The organism is Rhizobacter sp. SG703, from assembly GCF_012275445.1.
Lineage (GTDB): Bacteria > Pseudomonadota > Gammaproteobacteria > Burkholderiales > Burkholderiaceae_C > Rhizobacter.
In genome coordinates this window covers 216,242-239,121 of the sequence record NZ_JAAZQK010000009.1, presented here as the reverse complement: position 1 = coordinate 239,121, position 22,880 = coordinate 216,242, and the positions used below count along the sequence as shown (strand labels likewise).

General features: G+C 70.6%; 20 protein-coding genes. 18 read left to right on the top strand and 2 right to left on the bottom strand.

The features are described from left to right. The first annotated feature begins 143 nt into the window (after positions 1 to 143). The 12 genes from FHT26_RS20430 (at position 144) to FHT26_RS20375 (ending at position 13,368) form a co-directional block, all read left to right on the top strand. Positions 144 to 1,601, top strand: a complete 1,458-nt coding sequence (locus tag FHT26_RS20430; protein ID WP_168561937.1) for a DUF2403 domain-containing lipoprotein — start codon at positions 144 to 146, stop codon at positions 1,599 to 1,601. A 53-nt stretch (positions 1,602 to 1,654) separates the two neighbouring features. Next, positions 1,655 to 2,326: a TetR/AcrR family transcriptional regulator gene (locus FHT26_RS20425; protein ID WP_168561936.1), complete on the top strand. Its 672-nt coding sequence runs from the start codon at positions 1,655 to 1,657 to the stop codon at positions 2,324 to 2,326. 56 nt (positions 2,327 to 2,382) lie between these two features. Further along, positions 2,383 to 3,141, top strand: coding sequence for an ABC transporter permease (locus tag FHT26_RS20420; RefSeq protein WP_210427504.1), 759 nt, complete (start codon positions 2,383 to 2,385; stop codon positions 3,139 to 3,141). A 106-nt stretch (positions 3,142 to 3,247) separates the two neighbouring features. Next, a complete protein-coding gene (locus FHT26_RS20415) occupies positions 3,248 to 4,240 on the top strand; it encodes an ABC transporter substrate-binding protein (RefSeq protein WP_168561934.1) in 993 nt (330 codons plus the stop codon). Between the two features lie 67 nt (positions 4,241 to 4,307). Next, complete coding sequence (locus tag FHT26_RS20410; RefSeq protein WP_168561933.1) at positions 4,308 to 5,123, top strand: ABC transporter ATP-binding protein; 816 nt, start codon at positions 4,308 to 4,310, stop codon at positions 5,121 to 5,123. Between the two features lie 15 nt (positions 5,124 to 5,138). Beyond that, positions 5,139 to 6,563: an enolase-like domain-containing protein gene (locus FHT26_RS20405; protein WP_210427503.1), complete on the top strand. Its 1,425-nt coding sequence runs from the start codon at positions 5,139 to 5,141 to the stop codon at positions 6,561 to 6,563. Positions 6,564 to 6,593: 30 nt separating this feature from the next. Then, the gene (locus tag FHT26_RS20400) at positions 6,594 to 7,745 is read left to right on the top strand and encodes a Gfo/Idh/MocA family protein (RefSeq protein ID WP_168561932.1); all 1,152 of its coding nucleotides are present in this window, start codon (positions 6,594 to 6,596) and stop codon (positions 7,743 to 7,745) included. A 29-nt stretch (positions 7,746 to 7,774) separates the two neighbouring features. Then, positions 7,775 to 8,962, top strand: a complete 1,188-nt coding sequence (locus FHT26_RS20395) for a dihydrodipicolinate synthase family protein (RefSeq protein ID WP_168561931.1) — start codon at positions 7,775 to 7,777, stop codon at positions 8,960 to 8,962. Position 8,963: 1 nt separating this feature from the next. Continuing rightward, positions 8,964 to 9,830: a sugar phosphate isomerase/epimerase family protein gene (locus FHT26_RS20390; RefSeq protein WP_168561930.1), complete on the top strand. Its 867-nt coding sequence runs from the start codon at positions 8,964 to 8,966 to the stop codon at positions 9,828 to 9,830. 67 nt (positions 9,831 to 9,897) lie between these two features. Further along, entirely contained in the window at positions 9,898 to 11,013 is a 1,116-nt protein-coding gene (locus FHT26_RS20385; protein ID WP_168561929.1) for a substrate-binding domain-containing protein, read from the top strand. Positions 11,014 to 11,021: 8 nt separating this feature from the next. Then, positions 11,022 to 12,674 (top strand): vWA domain-containing protein, encoded by a 1,653-nt coding sequence (locus tag FHT26_RS20380; protein ID WP_168561928.1) that lies wholly within the window; start codon positions 11,022 to 11,024, stop codon positions 12,672 to 12,674. Then, complete coding sequence (locus FHT26_RS20375) at positions 12,661 to 13,368, top strand: hypothetical protein (RefSeq protein WP_168561927.1); 708 nt, start codon at positions 12,661 to 12,663, stop codon at positions 13,366 to 13,368. Before FHT26_RS20380 ends, FHT26_RS20375 begins: the two co-directional genes overlap by 14 nt. Here the strand turns inward: FHT26_RS20375 and FHT26_RS20370 are convergent. Next, entirely contained in the window at positions 13,325 to 14,551 is a 1,227-nt protein-coding gene (locus tag FHT26_RS20370) for an MFS transporter (RefSeq protein ID WP_168561926.1), read from the bottom strand. The genes FHT26_RS20375 and FHT26_RS20370 overlap by 44 nt on opposite strands. A 120-nt stretch (positions 14,552 to 14,671) precedes the next feature. On the opposite strand from FHT26_RS20370, the gene FHT26_RS20365 reads away from it, so the two are divergent. The 5 genes from FHT26_RS20365 (at position 14,672) to FHT26_RS20345 (ending at position 19,596) form a co-directional block, all read left to right on the top strand. Further along, positions 14,672 to 15,508 (top strand): AraC family transcriptional regulator, encoded by an 837-nt coding sequence (locus tag FHT26_RS20365; protein ID WP_168561925.1) that lies wholly within the window; start codon positions 14,672 to 14,674, stop codon positions 15,506 to 15,508. 209 nt (positions 15,509 to 15,717) lie between these two features. Further along, entirely contained in the window at positions 15,718 to 17,037 is a 1,320-nt protein-coding gene (locus tag FHT26_RS20360) for a roadblock/LC7 domain-containing protein (protein ID WP_168561924.1), read from the top strand. 151 nt (positions 17,038 to 17,188) lie between these two features. Next, positions 17,189 to 18,298 (top strand): quinolinate synthase NadA, encoded by a 1,110-nt coding sequence (nadA, locus tag FHT26_RS20355; RefSeq protein WP_168561923.1) that lies wholly within the window; start codon positions 17,189 to 17,191, stop codon positions 18,296 to 18,298. After that, on the top strand, positions 18,295 to 19,167 hold the full coding sequence (gene nadC / locus FHT26_RS20350) for a carboxylating nicotinate-nucleotide diphosphorylase (RefSeq protein ID WP_168561922.1): 873 nt from the start codon (positions 18,295 to 18,297) through the stop codon (positions 19,165 to 19,167). Before nadA ends, nadC begins: the two co-directional genes overlap by 4 nt. 141 nt (positions 19,168 to 19,308) lie before the next feature. Beyond that, positions 19,309 to 19,596 (top strand): late competence development ComFB family protein, encoded by a 288-nt coding sequence (locus tag FHT26_RS20345; RefSeq protein ID WP_168561921.1) that lies wholly within the window; start codon positions 19,309 to 19,311, stop codon positions 19,594 to 19,596. A gap of 82 nt (positions 19,597 to 19,678) precedes the next feature. Here FHT26_RS20345 and nadB read toward each other — a convergent pair whose 3' ends face one another. Next, on the bottom strand, positions 19,679 to 21,295 hold the full coding sequence (nadB, locus tag FHT26_RS20340; protein WP_168561920.1) for an L-aspartate oxidase: 1,617 nt from the start codon (positions 21,293 to 21,295) through the stop codon (positions 19,679 to 19,681). Positions 21,296 to 21,516: 221 nt separating this feature from the next. Between nadB and FHT26_RS20335 the strand changes: the two genes are divergently transcribed. Continuing rightward, positions 21,517 to 22,845 (top strand): hypothetical protein, encoded by a 1,329-nt coding sequence (locus FHT26_RS20335; protein ID WP_168561919.1) that lies wholly within the window; start codon positions 21,517 to 21,519, stop codon positions 22,843 to 22,845. The last annotated feature ends 35 nt before the right edge of the window (positions 22,846 to 22,880 follow it).

The window sequence follows — 22,880 nt, the reverse complement described above, 5'->3', positions numbered from 1 at the left end:
GCGTTGGCACGAATGGTGGGCATGCGCCGCGCCGATGGGTCGCGCGAACGCAGCGCCGGTGCGGGCTGGCGGCACGCTCCCGCGTCGCGCCATCACGCGATGACGGCGCACCGGGATGGTCCGCAACTTGCCCGTCTCGCGGCATGACAAAGACCTCCCTGCTGGCCGCCCTCTTCGCTGCCGCTGCCCTCGCCGCCTGCAGCGGCAGCGGTGGCGACAGCGCCGCTCCTTCGCCCGTCGGGGCCGCCCCCTCGCCGGCACCGGCGCCTGCACCGAGCCCGGCCCCCAGTCCTGCACCCGCACCGAGCCCGGCGCCGGCACCCAGTCCCGCGCCGAGCCCGGCACCGGCCCCCGCGCCCGCCCCCGCACCCAGCCCGGCCCCCGCACCGGCCCCGTCGGCCAACACCTGGCCCGACCTCGGCAACACCCAGGCGCCGGCCCACACCGCGTCGCCGACCGACAACACCGGCACGACCACGCTCGGCGGCACGCTGACCTTCACCAACATCGGCGCCAAGGGCTACTGGGGTCGCCGCATCGAGGCGCAGGCCGGCAGCGCGAGCTGCAACGTGCAGTCGGAGGTCCTCAAGTTCCCGTGGGGCGACGAATCCTGCTGCCGCACGAAGCACGAGGTGAGCAGCGACCGGATCAGCCCGTTCAACGAAGAGCTCGGGCTGGTGCTCGACGGGCCGCTGCGCATCAAGCAGCTGGTCGTCTACCAGCCGCTGGCAGCGACCGACGGCAACTGGGCGATCCGCTCGTTCTGGGACCGCCGCACCCCCGACAAGCCGTACAACTTCCACTTCTCCGGACCGAAAGGTTCGAAGGTGCTGCCCAGCGAACTCGGCAACAGCTGCACCGTCTTCGCTTCACAGGAGAAGCCGTTCAAGTGCGGCCCCGGCAGCGACCCGTATTGCCCGGGATCCGACCTCGACTTCGTCGGCTGGAAGGGCTCCAAGCTCGTCGTGATGCTGGCCGGCATGCCCTACGCCGACGACGCGTCGATGAAGCCGCTGAGCTGCGTCACCGACGGCAAGGACGAGAAGGCGGAGGATTCGCCGTGGCTCGCGGTCGCCCCGTCGGAGCTGTACCGCGACGGCTGGTCTGGCTACAGTCCCTGCCACTGCTTCAGCAACACCCCCGGCAACGCCGGGCTCGGCGACGGCTGCGGCCAGATCAACATCCTCGAGGTGGTGGCCGAATCGCAGGGCACGCAGTACGGCAACCGCGACATCGTCAGCACCGGCATCCGCTCCTACCAGGTCGGCTCGCTGGGCGGCTCGACCTGCGGCATCAAGGGCTGCACGATGGACCACTTCGCGGCCGATGCCGACCTGCTCGACGCGAACAGCCTGACGGTGATGAAGCAGGGCGCCGTCGTCGATGCCAACACCCGCGGCAACGCCGGCCCGGTGTGGCGCCGCGCGCAGGACGACCGCTACTACCTGGTGCTGCTCGACGAGCAGTCGCGCGCGGTGCAGGTCGCGGTGGTCCACCCGGGCGCCGTTCCGGCCGCGGTGAAGGCCATCGTGCCGGCGTTGCCGAACACCGTCAGTCGCAGCGCGATCGACGCGCTGATGGGCCTGCGCCTGCCGAAGTAGCTACGGGTTCGACCGGATGCCCATAATTCACCAAGCGTTGAATTATGGGCAGCATGCCACCGGCCCTGTCCGCACCATCCACCGCCGCCGCCAACGTCGTCGAGTTGCGCACGCGTGACGCCGAGCGCACGCAGCAGGAGATCCTGCGCGCCGCGATGCACGAATTCGCCGAGCGCGGCCTCGGCGGCGCCCGCATCGACGGCATCGCCGAACGCGCCGGTGTCAACAAGCGGCTGATCTACTACTACTTCGGCGGCAAGGACGAGCTGTTCCTCGCCGTGCTCGAGCAGACCTATGCCGACATCCGCAACGCCGAGCGCGAGCTGCACCTCGAACGCCTGAGGCCGCCCGACGCGGTGCGCCGGCTGGTGTCGTTCACCTGGGAGCACTACCTCGCGCACCCCGAATTCCTGACGCTGCTCAACAGCGAGAACCTGCACCGCGCCCGCCACCTGAAGGCGTCCAGCCGCATCCTCGAGATGAACTCGCCGCTGGTGCAGACGCTCGGCGAGGTGCTCGAGCGCGGCCGCCGCGACGGCGTGTTCCGCGGCGGCGTCGACGCGGTGCAGCTCTACATCTCGATCGCCGGCCTCGCGTACTTCTACCTGTCGAACAACCACACGCTGTCGACCATCTTCGGGCGCGACCTGATGGCGCCCAAGGCCCTGTCGGAGCGCCTCTCGCACATCACCGAGGTGGTGATGGGCTATGTCCTGCGGGACTGACCGTCGATGAGCACCACCCCGACGTAATTCACCAAATGGTGAAGAAGGACGGCACGATGACCCGCTGGCTCCTGTCTCCCGCGCTGCGCCCGGCCTGGCTGCTGGTGGTGCTGCTGGTGCTGTGGGACCTGGCGGTGCGGGTGTTGCGCATCCCGCCCTACCTGGTCCCCACGCCGTGGTCGGTGGCCCGCGAACTGGTGGCCGAGGGGCCGATGCTGCTGCGCGAGACGTTGCCGACGCTGTACGCCACGCTGGGCGGCTTCGCGCTGTCGGCGCTGTTCGGCGTGCCGATCGCGATGTGGATCGCGTCGTCGCGCCTGGTCGAGAGCTTCGTGTACCCGCTGCTGGTGTTCTCGCAGTCGATCCCGAAGGTCGCGATCGCGCCGCTCTTCGTCGTGTGGTTCGGCTTCGGCATCGTGCCCAAGGTGATCGCGGCCTTCCTGCTCGGCTTCTTCCCGGTGGTGGTGGCCACGGTGCAGGGCTTCAAGTCGGTCGAGGCCGACGTGATCGACCTGGCCCGCTCGATGGGCGCGAGCCCGTGGAAGGTGTTCATCAAGTTCCGGCTGCCGACCGCGCTGCCGTCGATCTTCAGCGGCCTGAAGGTCTCGGTGACGCTGGCGGTGGTGGGCGCGGTGGTCGGCGAGTTCGTCGGCTCGAACTCCGGCATCGGCTACGTGCTGCAGAAGGCCACCGGCAGCTTCGACCTGCCGCTGATGTTCGCCGCGCTGGTGCTGCTGTCGCTGGTCGGCGTGCTGCTGTTCCTCGCGATCGAAGGGGTCGAACGCTGGCTGATGCCGTGGCACGCGTCGAAATGATGGCCCTCCAGTCGCTGCGCTCCTGCCCCGAGGGGCGCCACCCAGCGGCCCGGCAAAGCCGGTTCCGCGGGCGTTGCTTGATCACATCTGCAAAGGAGTCGACGAAATGAAGAGACGTGTCCTGGTGCAAGCCGCTGCCGCAGCCTTGTCGATCGGCCTGGCCGCGCCCGCGTTCGCGCAATTGCGCGACAAGGTCGTGCTGCTGCTGAACTGGTACGTGTACAGCGAGCACGCGCCGTTCTTCATCGGCAAGGAGAAAGGCTTCTACGAGGCCGAGAACATCGACCTGGAGATCCAGGAAGGCCGTGGCTCGGCGGTGTCGATCCAGGCGGTGGCTGCGGGCTCGGCCACCTTCGGGTACGTCGACGTGCCGACGATGGTGAAGGCGGCGGCCAAGGGCGCGCCGGTGAAGGCGGTCGGCGTCGCGCTGCAGGTCAGCCCGATGTCGGTGATGGGCTTCGCCGACAAGGGCGTGAAGACCGCGAAGGACATCGCCGGCAAGACCGTCGCGATGACACCCGGCGATTCGATGAGCCAGATCTGGCCGCTGTTCCTGAAGAAGACCGGGCTGCAGGAAAGCCAGTTCAAGACCGTCTCCGGCGACGCGCAGACCAAGCTGAATGCGGTGATCAACGGCCAGGCCGACCTGCTGCTCGGCTATGTGATGGACCAGAACATCAAGCTGCAGGACGCGACGAAGAAGCCGGTGCAGCTGGTGCGCTTCGCCGACTACGGCGTCAACCTGATCAGCTCCGGCATCGTCGCCCACAAGGACACGCTGGCCGCCAGGCCCGACCTGGTGAAGCGCTTCCTGCGCGCCACCACACGCGCGCTCGAAGAGGCCGAGAAGAACCCCGAGGCCGCGGTCGACGCGACGCTGAAGGCCAACCCGAAATCGGGCCAGCGCGACACCATGCTGGCCGGCCTGAAGCTGACGACCGCGCTGTACCACACCGACGAAACCCGCGCGCTGCGGCCGCTGCGGGTGTCGATGAAGAACGTCGGCGAATCGCTGGACCTGCTGGTGCAGTATGGCGGCATGGACCCGGCCACGCGCGGCAAGCCGGAAGACTACGTCTCGCTGGATTACCTGCCATGAGCTCGCCGGGCCGCCCCAAGCGCGAATACCGGAGTGCGCAGCACGAAGGTACTCCAGTCCCGAGCCGATGAGCGCCGTGCTGAAACCCGTCGAGTCGGCCGCGCCGACGCCCGTGCTGATCGAGGCGCGCGGGCTGCACAAGACCTACCGCACGCAAGACGGCGACGTCGAGACGCTGCGCCCGCTCGACCTCGCGATCCGCGCCGGCGAGTTCGTCTCGGTGGTCGGCCCGTCGGGCTGCGGCAAGAGCACGCTGATGAAGCTGGTGGCCGGGCTGCTGCCGGCCAGCGGCGGCGAGTTGAGCCTGTCAGGCCGGCCGGTGCACGGCCCGCAGACCGACGTCGGGATCGTGTTCCAGAACGCGCTGCTGCTGCCGTGGCGGCGCGTCATCGACAACATCCTGCTGCAGGCCGAGATCCGCGGGCTGCCGATGGCAGCGGCCCGCGAGCGCGCGCAGCAGCTGGTCGAGATGGCCGGACTGCGCGGCTTCGAGAACAAGTACCCGTGGCAGCTGTCGGGTGGCATGCAGCAGCGCGTGGCCATCCTGCGGGCGCTGCTGCACGACCCGCCGGTGCTGCTGATGGACGAGCCCTTCGGCGCGCTCGACGCGATGACGCGCGAGCGCATGAACCTCGAGCTGCAGCGCATCTGGGGCGCGTCCGGCAAGACGGTGCTGCTGATCACGCACAGCATCCCGGAGGCGATCTTCCTGTCGGACCGGGTGGTCGTGATGACCGAACGGCCGGGCGCGATCGCCGCGGTGTACGACATCGCGCTGCCGCGGCCGCGCTCGCTCGACGCGATGGGCAGCGAGGCCTTCGCCGCGCACGCGAAGACGCTGCGCGCGCACTTCTACGCGCAGGGCTCGCTCGATGCGCATTGAATCCGGAAAGAGCAAGTGAGAAGCGAAGGCATCCTGCTGGTCGTGCGCGCGGTCGACTGCGGCGTGCGGCCGGTCGCGCTGCGCCTGCCGTTCCGCTTCGGTGCGGTCACGCTGGCCCGCTGCCCGCAGCTCTTCGTGCGCGCCACCGTCGAGGTGGCCGGCCGCGGCAGCTGGCAAGGCCATGCGGCCGAGCTGATGGTGCCGAAGTGGTTCGACAAGCGCGCGGGCTTCTCGCATGCGCAGAACGTCGAGCACCTGGCCGGCGCGGTCGAACGCACGGTGCAGGCCTATGCCGGCGATGCGTCGGCCAGCGCGTTCGAACTCTTCCAGCGCCATGCGGCGGCGCTGGCCGACACCGGCCGCCAAGCCGGGACAACCGAGCTGTCGAGCGCCTTCGGCCCGGCAGTCGTCGACCGCGCGGTGATCGATGCGCTGTGCCGCGCGCTCGGCGTGTCGGTGTTCGATGCGGTGGCGCGCAACGCGATCGGCCTGCAGCCGAGCGCGCTGCTGCCCGACCTGCGCGGCTTCGACTGGAACGGCTGGCTGCCGACGCTGGTGCCGCGGCCGCACATCGAGGCCCGCCACACCATCGGCCTGCTCGATGCGCTGCAGGCGCTGCCCGCCGACGCCGGCCCGCTGCCGGTGAGCCTGCCGGCGGTGATCGCGCGCTATGGGCACCGGGTGTTCAAGATCAAGCTCGGCGGCGATCCGCAGGCTGACGCGCAACGCCTCGGCGAGGTGCTGGCGGTGCTCGACCGCGACGCGCCCGGCCACCGCTACACGCTGGACGGCAACGAGCAGTACGGCGACACGGCGGCGCTGCTCGACCTGTTCGCGCGGCTGGCCGTGCTGCCCGCGTACGCCGTGCGGCCCGAGGCGCTGCTGTATCTCGAACAGCCGGTGCCGCGCGACCGCTCGTTCGATGGCGCGTTGCCCGCACTCCCCTGCCCGCTGCTGATGGACGAGGCCGATGGCACGCTGGACGCCTTCGTGCGCGGGCGCGACGCCGGCTGGCACGGCGTGTCGAGCAAGGGCTGCAAGGGCTTCCACAAGTCGCTGGTCAACCGCGCGCGCTGCGAGCGCTGGAACCGGGCCGCTCAGCGTGACGGCCAGCCGCCGGCGTGGTTCATGTCGGCCGAGGACCTGACCTGCCAGGCCGGCCTCGCGGTGCAGCAGGACCTGGCGCTGGCCGCGCTGCTCGGCCTGGCGCATGCCGAGCGCAACGGCCACCACTACGCCGACGGCTTCGGTGCGGCGCCGGCCGCCGAACGGCAGGCCTTCGTGCAGGCGCATCCGGACCTGTACGACGCCGGCGCTCGGCTGCGCATCACCGGCGGCCGCATCGACCTCCATTCGCTGGCCGGCCCCGGCTACGCCCACGCGGCGACGCCGGACTGGTCGGCGATGCAGCCGCTGTCGCAGGCGGCCGCGCTCGTCTGAATCCTCATCGTCGACCCCGCAAGGACCTCCATGGCCACCCAACGACTCGGTCTGATCATGCACGGTGTCACCGGCCGCATGGGCATGAACCAGCACCTGATCCGCTCCATCGTCGCGATCCGCAACCAGGGCGGCGTGGCGCTCGCCAACGGCGACCGGCTGATGCCTGACCCGCTGCTGATCGGCCGCGACGCCGGCAAGATCGAGGCGCTCGCGAAGGCGCACGGCATCGCGCGCTGGGGCACCAACCTCGACAGCGCGATGGCCGACCGCGCCGACACGGTGTTCTTCGATGCCGGCACCACGCAGATGCGCCCGACGCTGCTGGCGCAGGCGATCCGTGCCGGCAAGCATGTGTACTGCGAGAAGCCGATCGCGACCAACCTGTCCGAGGCGCTGGCGGTGTGCCGGCTCGCGCAGGCGGCCGGCGTGAAGCATGGCGCGGTGCAGGACAAGCTGTTCCTGCCCGGCCTGCGCAAGCTGGACCTGCTGAAGCGCGCCGGCTTCTTCGGCCGCATCCTGTCGGTGCGCATCGAGTTCGGCTACTGGGTGTTCGAGGGCGACCTGCAGCCGATCCAGCGGCCGTCGTGGAACTACCGGCAGGAAGACGGCGGCGGCATCATCCTCGACATGGTCTGCCACTGGCGCTACGTGCTGGACAACCTGTTCGGCGAAGTGCAGTCGGTGTCGTGCCTGGGCAGCACCCACATCCCGGAGCGCTTCGACGAAGCCGGCAAGCCCTACCGCGCGACGGCCGACGACGCCGCCTACGCGACCTTCCAGCTCGCCGGCGGCGTGATCGCGCAGGTCAACAGCTCGTGGGTGACGCGCGTGCGGCGCGACGACCTGGTCACCTTCCACGTCGACGGCACGCACGGGTCGGCGGTGGCCGGGCTGACCGACTGCCGCAGCCAGGCACGCGTGAACACGCCGCGCCCGGTGTGGAACCCCGACACGCGCCAGACCATGCCGTTCTTCGAGCAGTGGCAGGAGGTGCCCGACACCCAGCCCTACGACAACGGCTTCAAGCTGCAGTGGGAGCAGTTCCTGCGCCACGTGGCCGAGGACGCGCCGTACCGCTTCACGCTGCCCGAAGGGGCCAAGGGCGTGCAGCTGGTGGAGGCGGCGCTGACCAGCTGGAAGGAGCGGCGCTGGGTCGACGTGCCGGCGCTGGCGCTCTGACGATGACGATGACGACGCGAGGGACTGCGATGAGCCTGACACTGAACCTGCCGCAGCCCGACGGGCACCTCGCACGCTACACGCTGTCGGCGCGCGAGGCCTGGGGCGCACCGGCCGAGCCGGCCTTCAACCGCATCGCGTACTCGGCCGCGCACGTGGTGGCCGATCCGCTCGCGCCGATCGACCCGTGGCTGCAGTGCGCAATCGACTGGGACTGCACGATCGCCTGCCGCCAGCGCCTGTGGCGCATGGGCCTGGGCGTGGCCGAGGCGATGGACACCGCGCAGCGCGGCATGGGCCTCGATTGGCCGACCTCGCTGGAGCTGATCGCACGCTCGCTCGATGCGGCGCGCGACGTGCCCGGCGCGCGCGTCGCGAGCGGCTGCGGCACCGACCAGCTCGCGCCCGACGCGGCACACGGCGTCGACGACGTGATCCGTGCCTACGAGGAGCAGATGGCCGCGATCGAGAAACTGGGCGGCCGGCTGATCCTGATGGCCAGCCGCGCGCTGGCCCGCGTGGCGCGCGGGCCGGACGACTACCTGCAGGTCTACGGCCGCCTGCTGCGCCAGGCCCGCGAGCCGGTGATCCTGCACTGGCTGGGCGACATGTTCGACCCGGCGCTGGCCGGCTACTGGGGCAGTGCCGACGTCGACCGCGCGATGGACACCGCGCTGGCGGTGATCGGGGCGAATCCGGCGCAGGTCGACGGCATCAAGATCTCGCTGCTCGACAAGGGCCGCGAGATCGCGATGCGGCGGCGCCTGCCGCCCGGCGTGCGCATGTACACCGGCGACGACTTCAACTACGCGGAGCTGATCGCCGGCGACGGCGTCGGCAGCGCGCCGACGCAGCGGCAGAGCGATGCGCTGCTCGGCATCTTCGACGCGATCGCGCCGGCGGCGAGCGCGGCGCTGGCCGCGCTCGCCACGCACGACCGCAGCCGCTTCCACGCGATCCTCGCGCCGACGGTGCCGCTGTCGCGGCACATCTTCAAGGCGCCAACCCGCTTCTACAAGACCGGCGTGGTCTTCATGGCGTGGATCAACGGCCACCAGGATCATTTCGCGATGGTCGGCGGGCAGCAGAGCACGCGGTCGCTGCCGCACCTGGCGGAGCTGCTGCGGCTGGCCGACGAGGCCGGGCTGATCGAGCAGCCGGAGCTGGCGGCGCGGCGCATGCGGCACCTGCTGGGCCTGCATGGCGTGGACGCGTGAGATGAGGGACTTCAGCGCCGACCACCGCTGGCTGTCGATCAACACCGCGACGGTACGCGCGCAATGGCCGCTCGACCGCATCGTGCTGGAGTGCGCGACCAGGGGCATCCGCGCGATCTCGCCGTGGCGCGACCAGGTCGCCGCGGCGGGCCTGGAGCGCATTGCCGGGCTGCTGCGCGACACCGGCCTCGCGCTGTCGGGCTACTGCCGCGGCGGCATGTTTCCGGCGGCCGATGCGGCCGGCCGGCAGCGCGCGCTCGACGACAACCGCCGCGCCGTCGACGAGGCGCGTGCGCTGGACGCGCGCTGCCTGGTGCTGGTGGTGGGCGGACTGCCGGGTGCGCTGTCGGGGCAGGCGGCGCACAAGGACCTGGGCGTGGCGCGGGCCGAGGTGCACGACGGCATCGCGGCGACGCTCGAGCATTCGCGCCGTGCCGGCATGCCGCTCGCGATCGAGCCGCTGCACCCGATGTATGCGGCCGACCGCGCCTGCGTCAACACGCTGGAGCAGGCGCTGGACCTGTGCGATGCGCTCGACCCCGGCCGCAGCGGCGCGCTCGGCGTGGCGCTCGACGTGTACCACGTGTGGTGGGATCCGAAGCTTCAATCGCAGATCGAACGCGCCGGCCGCGAGCGGCTGCTGGCCTTCCATGTGTGCGACTGGCGCGTGCCCACGCGCGACCTGCTGAACGACCGCGCGATGATGGGCGACGGCGTGATCGACATTCCGCGCATCCGCGGCTGGGTCGAAGCCGCCGGCTACGCGGGCTACAGCGAGGTGGAGATCTTCTCCAGCGAGGACTGGTGGAAGCGCCCGGGCGGGGAGGTGCTGGACACCTGCATCGCGCGGCACCGCAGCGCCGTCTGAGACCCGGGACTGAAAGCCCGGTCGCGTGCCCTAGACTCGCGCCGTCTGCACTGACGGTTGCGTCTTCATGAACAAAACGGCCAGGCTCTTGGTCACGCTCGCACTGCTGGGAGGCTTTGGCGGCGCCCTCTGGTTCTCGCTGCGCGGCCACCCGGCGCAGCAGGCCGCTGCCGAGACGGTCGCCGCGACCGAGCTGAGCGGCCTGATCGCGGTCGACGTCGAGGACTTCTTCAAGAACCCGCGCGTCGTGCAGGTGCTGGCCGCGCACCGCTTGCCGGTGCAGGTCACCCGCATCGGCAGCCGCGACATGGCCGCGCGGGTGCTGCCCGGCGCCACCCCCGATTTCTTCTTCCCCTCGGGGGTGGTGGCGGCGACCCAGGTCACCGAGGCAGGCCGCAAGGCCGGCATCGCGACCGCGTCGTACTCGCCGTTCCACACACCGCTGGTCATCGCGTCCTGGGAGCCAATCGCGAAGATCCTGGTCGACAACGGCATCGCCCGCCCGCTGCAGCCGCAGGTGTACGGCGTCGACATGGACAAGCTGACGCAGCTCATGCTGGCACGCAAGCGCTGGAAGGACCTGAAGCACTCCGCGGCCTACGACGTGAGCCGCAGCGTGCTGGTGTCGACCACCGACGTGCGGCGCAGCAACTCGGCAGCGATGTTCCTCGCGCTGGCCAGCAATGCCGTGAACGGCGAGACCGTCAGCGACCGCGACACCGCGCGCCGCACGGCGCTGCGGCTGGCCGAGCTCTTCAAGCGCCAGGGCTACCAGGAGAACTACGTCAACGGCAATTTCGAGGACTACGTGTCGCAGGGCATCGGCAAGACGCCGCTCGCGTGGATCTACGAGAACCAGATCGTCGGCCATGCGCTCGCCAAGGGTGGCATCGGCGGCGGCATGGTGCTGCTGTACCCGCAGCCCACCATCACCAACAAGCTGGTGTTCGTCGCCACCAGCGAACGCGCCAAGACGCTCGGTGCGCTGCTGTCGAACGATGCCGAGTTGCAGGGCATCGCGCTGCAGCACGGCTTCCGCATCGCGGATGCCGAGCGATTCGCGAAGGCCGTTCAGCCGACCGGCCTGGCCGTCGAGACCCGGCTCACGCAGGTGGTCGATCCACCGTCGTTCGAACTGATGGCGGAGATGATCGACGTGGTGACCAAGGAGATGGGGCAATGAAGCTTGCGTTGCGTGTTTCGCTCCTGGCGCTGGTGTGCATGGCGCTGGCCGGCTGCGACCGGCCCGCGGTCGACAAGGCGGCCACGCCCCCACCGCCGCCGCCCGCGGCGCACGCGCTGCAGGTGCTGGCCACCACCGACCTGCGCGACATCGAGCCGCTGCAGCAGATGGTGCTGAAGGCCACCGGCGTGAACCTGCAGTTCCGCTTCGGCGGCACGATGGAAAGCACCGAGGCGGTATTGAACGGCCAATCGGGTGCCGACCTCGCCTGGTTCGCGAATGCCAAGTACCTGCTGTCCGATGCGCAGGGGCAGTCGCGCGTCAAGCTGCAGGAGAAGATCATGCTGTCGCCGATCGCGCTCGGCCTCAGCGAATCGACCGCCCGCGAGCTGGGCTGGGACCGGCCGGACCGCGCCGCCAAGGTGACGTGGAAAGACATCGCCGCCGCGGCCAAGGCGGGAAAGCTCAGCTACGCGCTGTCGAACCCCGCCACGTCGAACCAGGGCTTCATGGCCTTGCTGGGCGTCGTGGCGAGCGCCAGCCAGAAGGCCGACGGGCTGGTCGCGGCCGACGTCGACCGCTCGGCCATCGCGGCGTTCCTGAAGGGCTACCGGCTGCCGGGCGACAACTCGACCTACCTGTCCGAGAAGTTCATCGAGCGCCAAGGCGTCGATGTGAACGCGTTCATCAACTACGAGAGCTGGCTGCTGGGCCTGAACCAGTCGGGCAAGCTGCGCGAGAAGCTGGTGCTCGTCTACCCGCACGAAGGCGTGAGCACGGCCGACTACCCGCTGCTGCTGCTGAACGACGCCAGGCGCGACGACTACCTGAAGGTGGTCGCCTACCTGAAGGGCGAGACGGCGCAGACTTGGCTCGCGCGCCAGACGCTGCGCCGGCCGGTGGTGCCGGAGGTGGCCGAGAAGGTGGCCGACATCCTGCCGCGCGACGCGATGCGCATCGAGCTGCCGTTCTCGCCCGACCGCGCGCTGGCCGATGGCCTGATCGACGCCTACCTGAACGAGTTCCGCCGGCCGATCGCGTCGACCTTCGTGCTGGACACCAGTGGCAGCATGGAGCGCGACGGCCGCCAGCAGCAGCTGATCCAGGCGCTCGACTACATCGCCGGCGTCGACCGCTCGTTGACCGGCCGCATCGCGCGGCTGACGAACCGCGAGCGGCTGTGGATGCAGCCGTTCTCGGACAACCCTTACGACCTGCAGCGCTTCGAGATCCCGGCCGGTACCGCCTCGGCCCGCGGCGTGCAGGTGCTCGAGGACAGCGCGGCCAAGCAGAAGGCGCTGGCGCAGGTGCGGGCGTTCGCGGCCGGCCTGAACATGCGCGGCGGCACGGCGCTGTTCGACGCGGTGCTGAAGTCGCTGAAGAACATGGCCGACGAGAAGCAGAAGAACCCCGGCTACCAGTACTCGGTGGTGGCGTTCACCGACGGCGAGAGCAACAAGGGACGCAGCTTCGACGAGTTCAAACGCGACTACGACCAGTTGCCCGAAGACGCTCGCTCGATCCCGGTCTTCATGGTGCTGTTCGGCGACGCCAACGAGCGGCAGCTGCGCGAACTGGTGAAGGTGACCGGCGGCCGCCTGTTCGATGCGCGCAAGACGCCGCTGTACAGCGTGTTCAAGGACATCCGTGCGTACCAGTGAAGCCGGCAACGAGGGATTCGGCAACCGCCTGGTGGGCGTGCTCGTCTCATGGCCGAACTGGATCGGCCTCGCGCTGGCGAGCATCGCGCTGGTGCTGAAGGGGCTGGGCCTGCTTGGCAGCGCCTCGTTGCCGCTCGCCCTGCTCGGCTATGCAGCCGGTTTCGTGGTCGGCGGGCTGTGGCTGGGCTTCCCGACGCTGTCGCGCCCCGGCTGGGAGGCCTTGCAGTTCAGCGACGACGGCGACGCGCGCGAGGCGATGGAGCGTGCGCTGCAAGGTGTGCGCGGGCTGACCCAGTACAACCCCGATGACCGCCTGCCCGCCAGCCTGCAGGCGCGCGTGCTGGAGCTGTGCAAGGCGCTGGACGCGCTGCGCCGGCAGTGGGAACGCTCACGCGGCCACCTCTCGCTCGACGACGGCTTCGACGCAAGACGCATCGCGATCACCCACCTGCCCGAGGCGCTGAACGCCTACCTGTCGATCCCGCCATCGTATGCGCGCACGCGCACGCTGTCGAACGGCAGGACGGCGCTGGACACCTTCGCGCAGACCCTGGCCAAGCTGGAGGCGAAGGTGGCACAGCTGGCGGACGACCTGGCATCCCAGGACGCGCAGGCCTTCCTCGCGCACTCGCAGCTGCTGTCGAATGAGCTCAGGCCGCCACCAGCACCGTCCGGCGCACCCGCCGCACGTTGAACGCACTGGCGATCAGCACGCCCTGCACCACCGCGATGCCGAGCCACACCTGCGCTGGCCGGTGCAGGTCCATCAGCGTACCGAACAGCAGTGGCGCGATCGCCTGGCCGATGTCCAGCCCCGAGTAGACGACGCCGTAGACGCGGCCGGTCGCGTTGTCGGGCGCCGAGCGCTTGACGATCAGGTCGCGCGACGGCCCGGCGATGCCGGCCGCGAAGCCCATCGCACCGAACAGCACCGGCACCGCCAGCGCCGGGATCGTCGCGAAGCCCAGCACCAGCGCGATCGCCGCCGCCACGCCGAAGCCGGCACCGACGATGCGCTCGCAACGTGCCGGGTCGGTCACCAGGAAACCGCCGACCACCATGCCGCCGGCACTGCACACCATGTAGACCGTCAGGCAGATCGCCGCCAGCTGCGCCGGCACCTCGTGCAGCAGCCGCGCCGCCTCGGGCGCGAAGGCCTGCACGCCGCTCAGCGCCATCGCATAGAAAAAGAAGAACGCGAAGCACATCCAGACCGCCGGGATCTGCAGGAAATCGAGGCTGCCGCCCACCGGCTGGGCCGCGGCGGCCTTCGCGGGCGCCACCGCGTCGAGCGCCAGCTTCTCGCGGTTGAACCACAGCACCACCAGCACGGTGAACGCCAGCACGCCGGCACAGGCCAGCGCGACGCGCCACGAGTACGCCAGCGTCAGCGGCACCAGCATCGCCGGTGCCAGCGCCCAGCCCAGGCTGCCGGTGATGCCGTGCACGCTGAACGCATGGCCGAGCCGCGACGGGTGCACCTTGCGGTTCAGCAGCGTGAAGTCGACCGGGTGGAACACGCCGTTGCCGATGCCGGCCAGCACCGAGAACATCGCCAGCATCCACCAGCCGGTGCTGATCGAGAAGCCGAAGGCCGCCAGTCCCAGCAGCGCCAGCCCGGCGAACAGGATCGGCCGCGGCCCGAAGCGGTCGACGATGAAGCCCGACAGCGCCTGCGTGATGCACGAGACGACGAAGAAGATCGACATCAGCAAGCCCAGCTCGGCATAGCCGACGTCGAAGGCGTCCTTCAGCCACGGGAACAGCGGCGCCAGCAGCAACTGGCTGAAGTGACTGATGCTGTGCGCCAGGCCGACGAGGCCGATGACGGTGGCGTCCTTGCGCAAGGCAGGTGCCGGGGCGGCCAGGGTGTTCATGCAGGTGGAGCCGATGAGGAGGAGCCCCGATGGTAGGCAGGCGCGGCGCGGCCGGATTACGATAGCCTGTCAATCCCTGTCGAGATCCTGCCAACCCGGGCCGCCCCGCCCCGCTCCGCCATGTCCACCCCCACGCCGCCGATCGGTCCGCTGACGCCGCACCTCTACACGCCGACGCCGCAGCGCCCGCTGCGCGCGAAGAAGCACCACCTGAGCACCGACACCCGGGTCGTGCCGCACGACCACCCGTGGGCGCAGGTCGCGCTGTCGTCGACCGGCGTCGTGCGGCTGACGATGGAGCACGGCACCTACCTCGTGCCGCCGTCGCGCGCGCTGTGGATCCCGGCCGGCATGGAGCATGCCGTCAGCGTCGTCGAGGATGCCGACCTGCGCACGCTGTACCTGCTGCAGCCGCGCGGGCGCAGCGGCCCCGGCGTCGCGCCGGCCGAACAGGCGCCGTGGCGGCAATGCCGGGTGCTGGAAGTCTCGGAGCTGCTGCGCGCGCTGGTGCTCGAAATGAACGTGCAGCCCGACGGCGGCGGCCCGCCGCTGGGGGCCGACGCGCTGCGGCGCGAGCAGCGGATCAGCGCGCTGGTGCTGGACGAACTGCGCCGCGCCCGCCCGGTTCGGCTGGGTGTCGACCTGCCGGCCGACAAGCGGCTGCGCACGCTGTGCGAGGCGGTGCTCGACGATCCGACACGCCATGCCACGCTAGACGGCTGGGCGCGCGACACCGGCGCCAGCCCGCGCACCGTCGCGCGGCTGTTCCGCCAGCAGTTGGGCACCACCTTCGTGCAGTGGCGCCAGCAGGTGCTGCTGGCCAAGGCCTTGTCGATGGCGGCGCGCAAGCAGCCGATGGGCGTGATCGCCGCCGAGCTCGGCTATGCGAGCGCGAGTGCGTTCAGCGCGATGGTGCGCCGCTCGGTCGGCGCGCCGCCGAGCCGCTTCTTCACCTAGCGCGGCGGGACGAGCGCCGGGCCGCCATGGGCCACGAAGAGGCCCACTTCGTGGACCTTGCCGGCCCGCATCCCCTCGGGGGATCGGTCGATGTACCCATCGATCGAGGGGCTGTCAATCACCTGCCCCCGGAAGGGGTAGTCAATGTGGGGATGGCTGCGAAGGCGCCTCCCCCTAGACTGCACGGCACTCAACTGCCGGGAGCACCCATGTTGTCATCGCTGTTCGGAGACCTGCGAGACCTCAAGGGCAACGGCCGGGACGAACCCGTCCTGCCCGGCCAGGTGGTGGCCTCCGACGGCGGCGAGCCCCGGCCCCCCGGCTTCGCCGCCACGTCGATCATGGAGAGCATCGCGACCGAGGTGAACGACCAGGGGCAGATGGTCGACCGCCACCTGCGCGACCTGGTCGTCACCGGCTCGTCGGCCCAGGCGATCCGCGAGCACTTCGCGGCCACCCGCGCCGACCTGGAGACCGCCTCCCGCCACATCGCGCTGCACGACCCGACCGGCGTCTGGGCGAGCGCGGTCGTGAAGGCGCTGTCGGACGCGAGCGGCCGGCCGATCGAGCGGCTGCACCTGCGCGAACACACCACGCTGCGCACGCTGGCGATGATCGAGCGCACGACGCTGGAGCGGCGCGACGAAGGCCTGCTACGCATCTACCACGCCGACGTGCGCGCGCCCGGCCCCGACAACGCGGCGATCCCGATCGCGCTGATGGAGCGCAGCCACATGACCGCGGTGATCGTCGGCGCGATGCAGCCGCATGCGGTCGACGGCATGCTCAACACGCTGTACAGCGCGGTCAACCAGCCCGGCTGGCGCTGCCCGACGCTGCTCTTCATGCTGCCGCCGAACGGCGTCTGGATCGCCAACAAGATCGGCATGATCCAGTGGCCGCAGCGGCTGAAGGTGCAGGTGCTCAACGAATCGCTGTCGAGCGCGTCGGCGGTGTGGAACGCGCTGCTGGGCCAGTGGAACCGCGTGAAGACCGAGCCGGTCTGGGGCCCGCCGCCGGTGGCCGCGCTGGCATCGGTGCAGGGGCCGGACGGCTTCCCGATCAAGGTGGCCGACCTCGACGCGGCCGCCGCGGCGGCCGGAACGAGCGAGGCGACCCGCAGCAACGCGGTGCTGAAGGCGCCGGTGCGCCCGCTGCTCGACCCGCAGCGCGCGGCGCATGCGCTCGACGCGATGCTGCTCGTCGACGGCCTGATGGGCTGCGCCGTCGTCGACACCGCGACCGGCCTGGTCGTCACGCACAAGGTGCGCGATGAGCACCCGGTCGACATCGAACTGGCCGCCGCCGCCTGCACCCAGGTGCTGCGCGTGCACGACCGCCACGCGCGCGACATGGGGCTGTCCGATGCGGTGCACGAGATCATGACCAGCACGCCGACGCGCCACCACCTGATCCGCTCGCTGTCGCGGCACGCCGGGCTCTTCCTGTTCGCGCTGCTCGACAAGCAGCGCAGCAACCTGGCGCTGGCGCGCTACAAGCTGATGGAGGCCGAGCAGAGCCTGTCGTAGGACCCGCAAGCGCGCCGGGCCGAGCGCCGGGCCGCCATGCGCCACGAAGAGGCCCACGCCGTGGACCTCGCCGGCCCGCGTTCCCTCGGGAGGGGCCGCCCGGTGTACCCACCGGGCGAGGGGTCGTCATCCTCTCCGATACCATCGCCGGATGAGCCAAGACGTCCTCTTCGACTACCCGCTGCAAGACGCAGCCGGCGCCACCTGCACCGCCCACGCCTGGGCCAAGGTGCCCGAGCCGCTGACACCCGCCGGCCGCGCCGATTACAAGGCCCGCGCAAGGGCATTGCTGGCCCAGCACGACGCGGTGCTGGTCGCCCACTACTACGTCGACGGCGACCTGCAGGACCTGGCGCTCGAAACCGGCGGCCTGGTCGCCGATTCGCTCGAGATGGCGCGCTTCGGCCGCGACCACCCGAGCAAGACGCTGGTGGTCGCCGGCGTGCGCTTCATGGGCGAGACCGCGAAGATCCTGAGCCCCGACAAGCGCGTGCTGATGCCCGACCTCGACGCGACCTGCTCGCTCGACCTGGGCTGCCCGCCCGACGACTTCGCCCGCTTCTGCGACGCCCATCCGGACCGCACGGTGGTCGTCTACGCCAACACCAGCGCCGCGGTGAAGGCGCGCGCCGACTGGATGGTCACCAGCTCCTGCGCGCTCGCGATCGTGCGCCACCTGAAGGACCGCGGCGAGAAGGTGCTGTGGGCGCCCGACCGCCACCTCGGCCGCTACATCCAGGAAGAGACCGGCGCCGACATGCTGATGTGGAATGGCGCCTGCATCGTGCACGACGAGTTCAAGGGCCTGGAACTCGACCTGCTGAGGGCCGAATACCCCGGCGCGAAGGTGCTGGTGCACCCGGAGTCGCCGAAGTCGGTGGTCGAGCAGGCCGACGTGGTCGGCTCCACCTCGCAGCTGCTGAACGCGGTGCTGCAGATGGACGCGAAGCACTTCATCGTTGCCACCGACAACGGCATCCTGCACCGCATGCGCCAGCTCGCGCCCGGCAAGGTGCTGGTCGAAGCGCCGACCGCCGGCAGCAGCGCCACCTGCAAGAGCTGCGCGCACTGCCCGTGGATGGCGATGAACGCGCTGCAGGGCGTCGTCGCGTGCCTGGAGCAAGGCAGCGGCGAGATCCACGTCGACGAGCCGGTGCGCCGCCAGGCGCTGGGCTGCATCGACCGCATGCTCGATTTCGTCAAGGCCCATCCGTCGAGCACGCAGAAGCCCGGCCTGGTCAAGAACGTGGGCGCCGCATGACCTCCTTCGACACCGACGAGACGCTGGAACAGGCCCGCGCGCGCAACATCCACGACGCGCTGCAGGAAGACATCGGCCGCGGCGACTGGACCGCGCAGCTCGTGCCGGCCGGCCGCCGCGTGCGCGCCCGCGTGCTGGTGCGCGAAGACGCGGTGCTGTGCGGCCGCGACTGGTTCGACGGCTGCGTGCGTGCGCTCGACCCGCAGGCCGCGATCGACTGGCACGTCGACGAAGGCGCGCGCATGGCGCCGGACACGCTGGCCTGCCACATCGAGGCCGACGCCCGCGCGCTGCTGTCGGCCGAGCGGCCGGCGCTGAACTTCCTGCAGCTGCTGTCGGGCACCGCCACGGTCACGCGCCGCCATGTCGACGCGATCGCCGGCGCGTCGCCGAACCCGCGCGGCTGCGCGATCCTCGACACCCGCAAGACGCTGCCCGGGCTGCGGCTCGCGCAGAAGTACGCGGTGCGCATCGGCGGCGGCCAGAACCAGCGGCTCGCGCTGTGGCACGGCATCCTGATCAAGGAGAACCACATCGCCGCGGCCGGCGGCGTGGCGGCAGCGCTGCGCAATGCACAGGCGCTGAAGGCCGGCGTCGACATCCAGATCGAGGTCGAGGACATCGCGCAACTGCGCGAGGCGCTGGACGCCGGCGCGGTCAGCGTGCTGCTCGACAACTTCGACGAAGCGCTGATGCGCGAGGCGGTGTCGGTGACGGCCGGGCGCGCGTTGCTCGAGGTGTCGGGCAACGTGCAGCTCGACGAAGTGCGGCGCATCGCCGAGACCGGCGTCGACCGCATCTCGATCGGCCGGCTGACGAAGGACGTGCGGGCCACCGACTACTCGATGCGGGTGCTGGAACGGATCTGACGCGCGAATGCGAACGCGGTCGCGGACGCGGACGCGGGTGAGAGTCCGCTTCGGCGCGGACTTTTGCCGCACTCTCGGGATGGCCGGCGCGCCCCGCACTGACTACAGTCGACGGGACATCCTGACCGAACGGCGGACCCCATGAGCGCAGACTTCGACACCATCTTCAACTACCACGAGCGCGCCGTCTTCGAGGCCGTGGCCGCGGCCGCCACCCAGCATCCGCACCTGAGCGGCAGCGAGCTGCTCGCCGACATCGCCTGCGTCGCGCTGAACCGGCTGCCGCCGCGCTACATCCGGCACGCGGTCGATTTCTCGTTCTACCTGAGCGAGAAGGAGCGCCACGCGATCGAGGTGGCGATCACCGAAGCGGTCGATTTCGCGTTCCAGTTCGTGCTGGCACGCACCGCGATGAAGGCCCGGAACTGACAGCCCCTCGGTCGATGGGTACATCGACCGATCCCCCGTGGGGATCCGGGCCGGCTTGGGGCGGCCCGGCGCTCGGCCCGGGCTAGTTTCGGGTGGTGGCCGGCCTGACCAGGATCGACGGAAAACTCACGGGCAGCGTGCGCGGGAAATCGCGGCTGAAATGCAGCCCGCGGCTTTCGTGCCGCATCAGGGCCGAGCGCACGATCAGCTCGGCGCAATCGACCAGGTTGCGCAACTCCAGCAGGTCTCGGGTGACGCGGAAGTTCGCGTAGTAGTCGTCGATCTCGCTGCGCAGCAGGTCGATGCGGTGCAGCGCCCGCTCCAGCCGCTTGGTGGTGCGCACGATGCCGACGTAGTTCCACATCAGCAGGCGCAGCTCGTCCCAGTTGTGCGCGATCACCACCTGCTCGTCGGCGTTCTCGACCTGGCTCTCGTCCCACGCCGGCAGCCCCGGCTGCTCGCTCGGCGCGTGCTCCAGGATGTGGTCGGCGCAGGTCCTGCCGAGCACCACGCATTCCAGCAGCGAATTGCTGGCCAGCCGGTTCGCGCCGTGCAGGCCGGTGTAGGTCGTTTCGCCGACCGCATACAGCCCCGGCAGGTCGCTGCGCCCGTGCAGGTCGCTGACGACGCCGCCGCAGGTGTAGTGCGCCGCCGGTACCACCGGGATCGGCTGGGTCGTGATGTCGATGCCGAGCTTCAGGCAGCGGGCGTAGATGGTCGGGAAGTGCTCCTTCAGGAACTCGGCACCCAGGTGGGTCGCGTCCAGCAGCACGTAGTCGACCCCGTGCTTCTTCATCTCGAAGTCGATCGCGCGGGCCACGATGTCGCGCGGCGCCAGCTCGCCGCGCGGGTCGTGCGCCTGCATGAAGCGGGTGCCGTCGGGCAGCAGCAGGTGGCCGCCCTCGCCGCGCAGCGCCTCGGTGATCAGGAAGCTGCGCTCCTGCGGGTGATACAGGCAGGTCGGGTGGAACTGGATGAACTCCATGTTGCCGACGCGGCAGCCGGCCCGCCACGCCATCGCGATGCCGTCGCCGGTGGAGGTGTCGGGGTTGGTCGTGTAGCGGTACACCTTGCCGGCGCCGCCGGTGGCCATCACGACCGCCGACGCCGCCAGCGTCTCGACGCGCTGGTTGTCGATGTCGAGCGCGTAGATGCCGTAGCAGCGCGGCAGCTCGTCGCGCTTCAGGTGGCGCGAGGTGATCAGGTCGACCGCCATCCAGCGCTCCAGCAGGCGGATGTTCGGGTGGCGCTTCACCTCGTCGAGCAGCACGTCGTGGATGGCCTTGCCGGTCGCGTCGGCGGCATGCGCGATGCGGCGCACCGCATGGCCGCCTTCGCGCGTCAGGTGCAGGCCGAGCGGGCCTTCCGGGTCGGGCGAGAACGGCACGCCGCGCTCGACCAGCCATTCGATCGCCTTCGCGCTGTGCTGCGCGATGAAGCGCGCGGTGTGCTCGTCGACCAACCCGGCGCCGGCGTCCTGCGTGTCGCGCACGTGCGACTCGATGCTGTCGTCGGTGCCGAGCACGCCGACGATGCCGCCCTGGGCCCAGGCGGTCGCGGCCTCGTCGAGGTTGCGCTTGGCGAGCACCACGACCGGCCGGCTCTGCGCGATGTGCAGCGCGACGGTCAACCCCGCGAGGCCCGCGCCGACGATCACGACCGGCAGGGAAGAAACAGCTTCAGCGCGCGACGGGGCCATGAGGCGGACGCAAAGTGAGGGGTGGGCGATTCTATCGGCGCGACCAGGCACCCCGTCGGCCCCATGGCAAAGCCCGGGCCGCGCGTCAAGCCCCGAAGTTGGCGGCGGGCGGTCGGGCTTTTCGCGACGTTTGCCCCTGTCACATCCTGAAACAAGCTCCTACACTGCCACGCACGCCCGTCGACATCGACGGGCCCGTTGGCGAAACACAGAGCAGGCCCATGTCGAGCATTCCCCCTTCTTCCACCGGCAGCGATCCCCACGGTGGAGGCGTCGACGACGGCTGGCAGGCGACGCGGGCCCAGACCTCGGTGGCCACCGAGCTGCTCGCCGACGCCGACGACGGGCCGACCGACGACCAGCGCGACATCGGCCGCCAGGTCGGCGCCGACCAGCGCGAGCTGTTCGTCTCGTGCGACCCGGCCGAGGCACTGCAGCAGCAGTTCGAGCTGCTGCAGCCCGACTACATCGCGCTGCACGACGTGGGCACCGTGTCGTCGCGCAAGCTGCTGGCCGGCGTGGCCACCGCGAGCAACCGCACGCTGCAGAAACTCGTGATCCGCCGCCAGGGCTACGGCACGCCGCTCGCGACACTGGAGTTCGTCGATTTCCCCGGCGCCGACGGCAGCCTGCTGCGGCTGTACACCACGCAGGCCGATGCCGACACCGTGGCGCGCCAGGCGCTCGCACGCGTGCTGATGGGCTACAGCCAGCTCGCGGTGCTGATGGTCGGCGCGCTGCCGGCCCACCTGCTCGAATCGACGCTGAAGCCGCTGCACGAGGCGATGGTCACCGGCCCGTGGTTCAACCGGCACATGCTGCTGCTGCCGCTGACCGCAACGACCGCCACGCTGACGAGCTTCGCCACCGACATGGCCCGCGGCACCGGCGTGAACGTGCGCACGACGCCGCAGGTCACGCGGCCGGCGGATGCCTGGGGCTTCATCAGCGGCACCTGGAACAAGCTGCGCGAGCAAGGGATCGGCGCGCGGCCCGCCCGGCCGGCGCCACCATCCGGGCCGACGTCGATGCCGCCGATGGCGCCGCGGCCGATCGGGGCGTTCTCGCCGTCGGTGCCGCCGCCGGCCGCGCCGACGCCGACCTTGCCGCTGGCCACGCCGCCGGCGGTGGCCTACCCGACGTCATACGCGCCGATGCCGCCGACCCGGCCGGTCGCGCCGACGCAGGCCGATTCGCCGCTGCAACGCTACGTGAACCAGCTGATCGAGCTGACCGGCATGGTCAGTTGCTGCGTGTTCGACATCGCGAGCGGCCGCGACCTGGTGCATGCCGGCGCGCGGCCTTCGGCCGACGTGCTGGCCCAGCACGGGGCGGCGCTGCTCGGTGCGATGACCGCGACCGCGCGCACGATGGGCCTCGGCCATGCGATGCCCGAGGCCGCGATCACGCTGGGGTCCCACCACCTGCTGCTGCGCGCAGTGCCGAACCACCCCGGCCTTGCGCTGCATGCGGTGCTCGACAAGACGCACGCGAACCTGACGCTGGTCAGGCTGCAGGTCGTGCGGATGGACAACCTGCTCGAGGGGTGACGCCTCCCCCGAGCCGGTTCCGCGGGCGTTGCCCG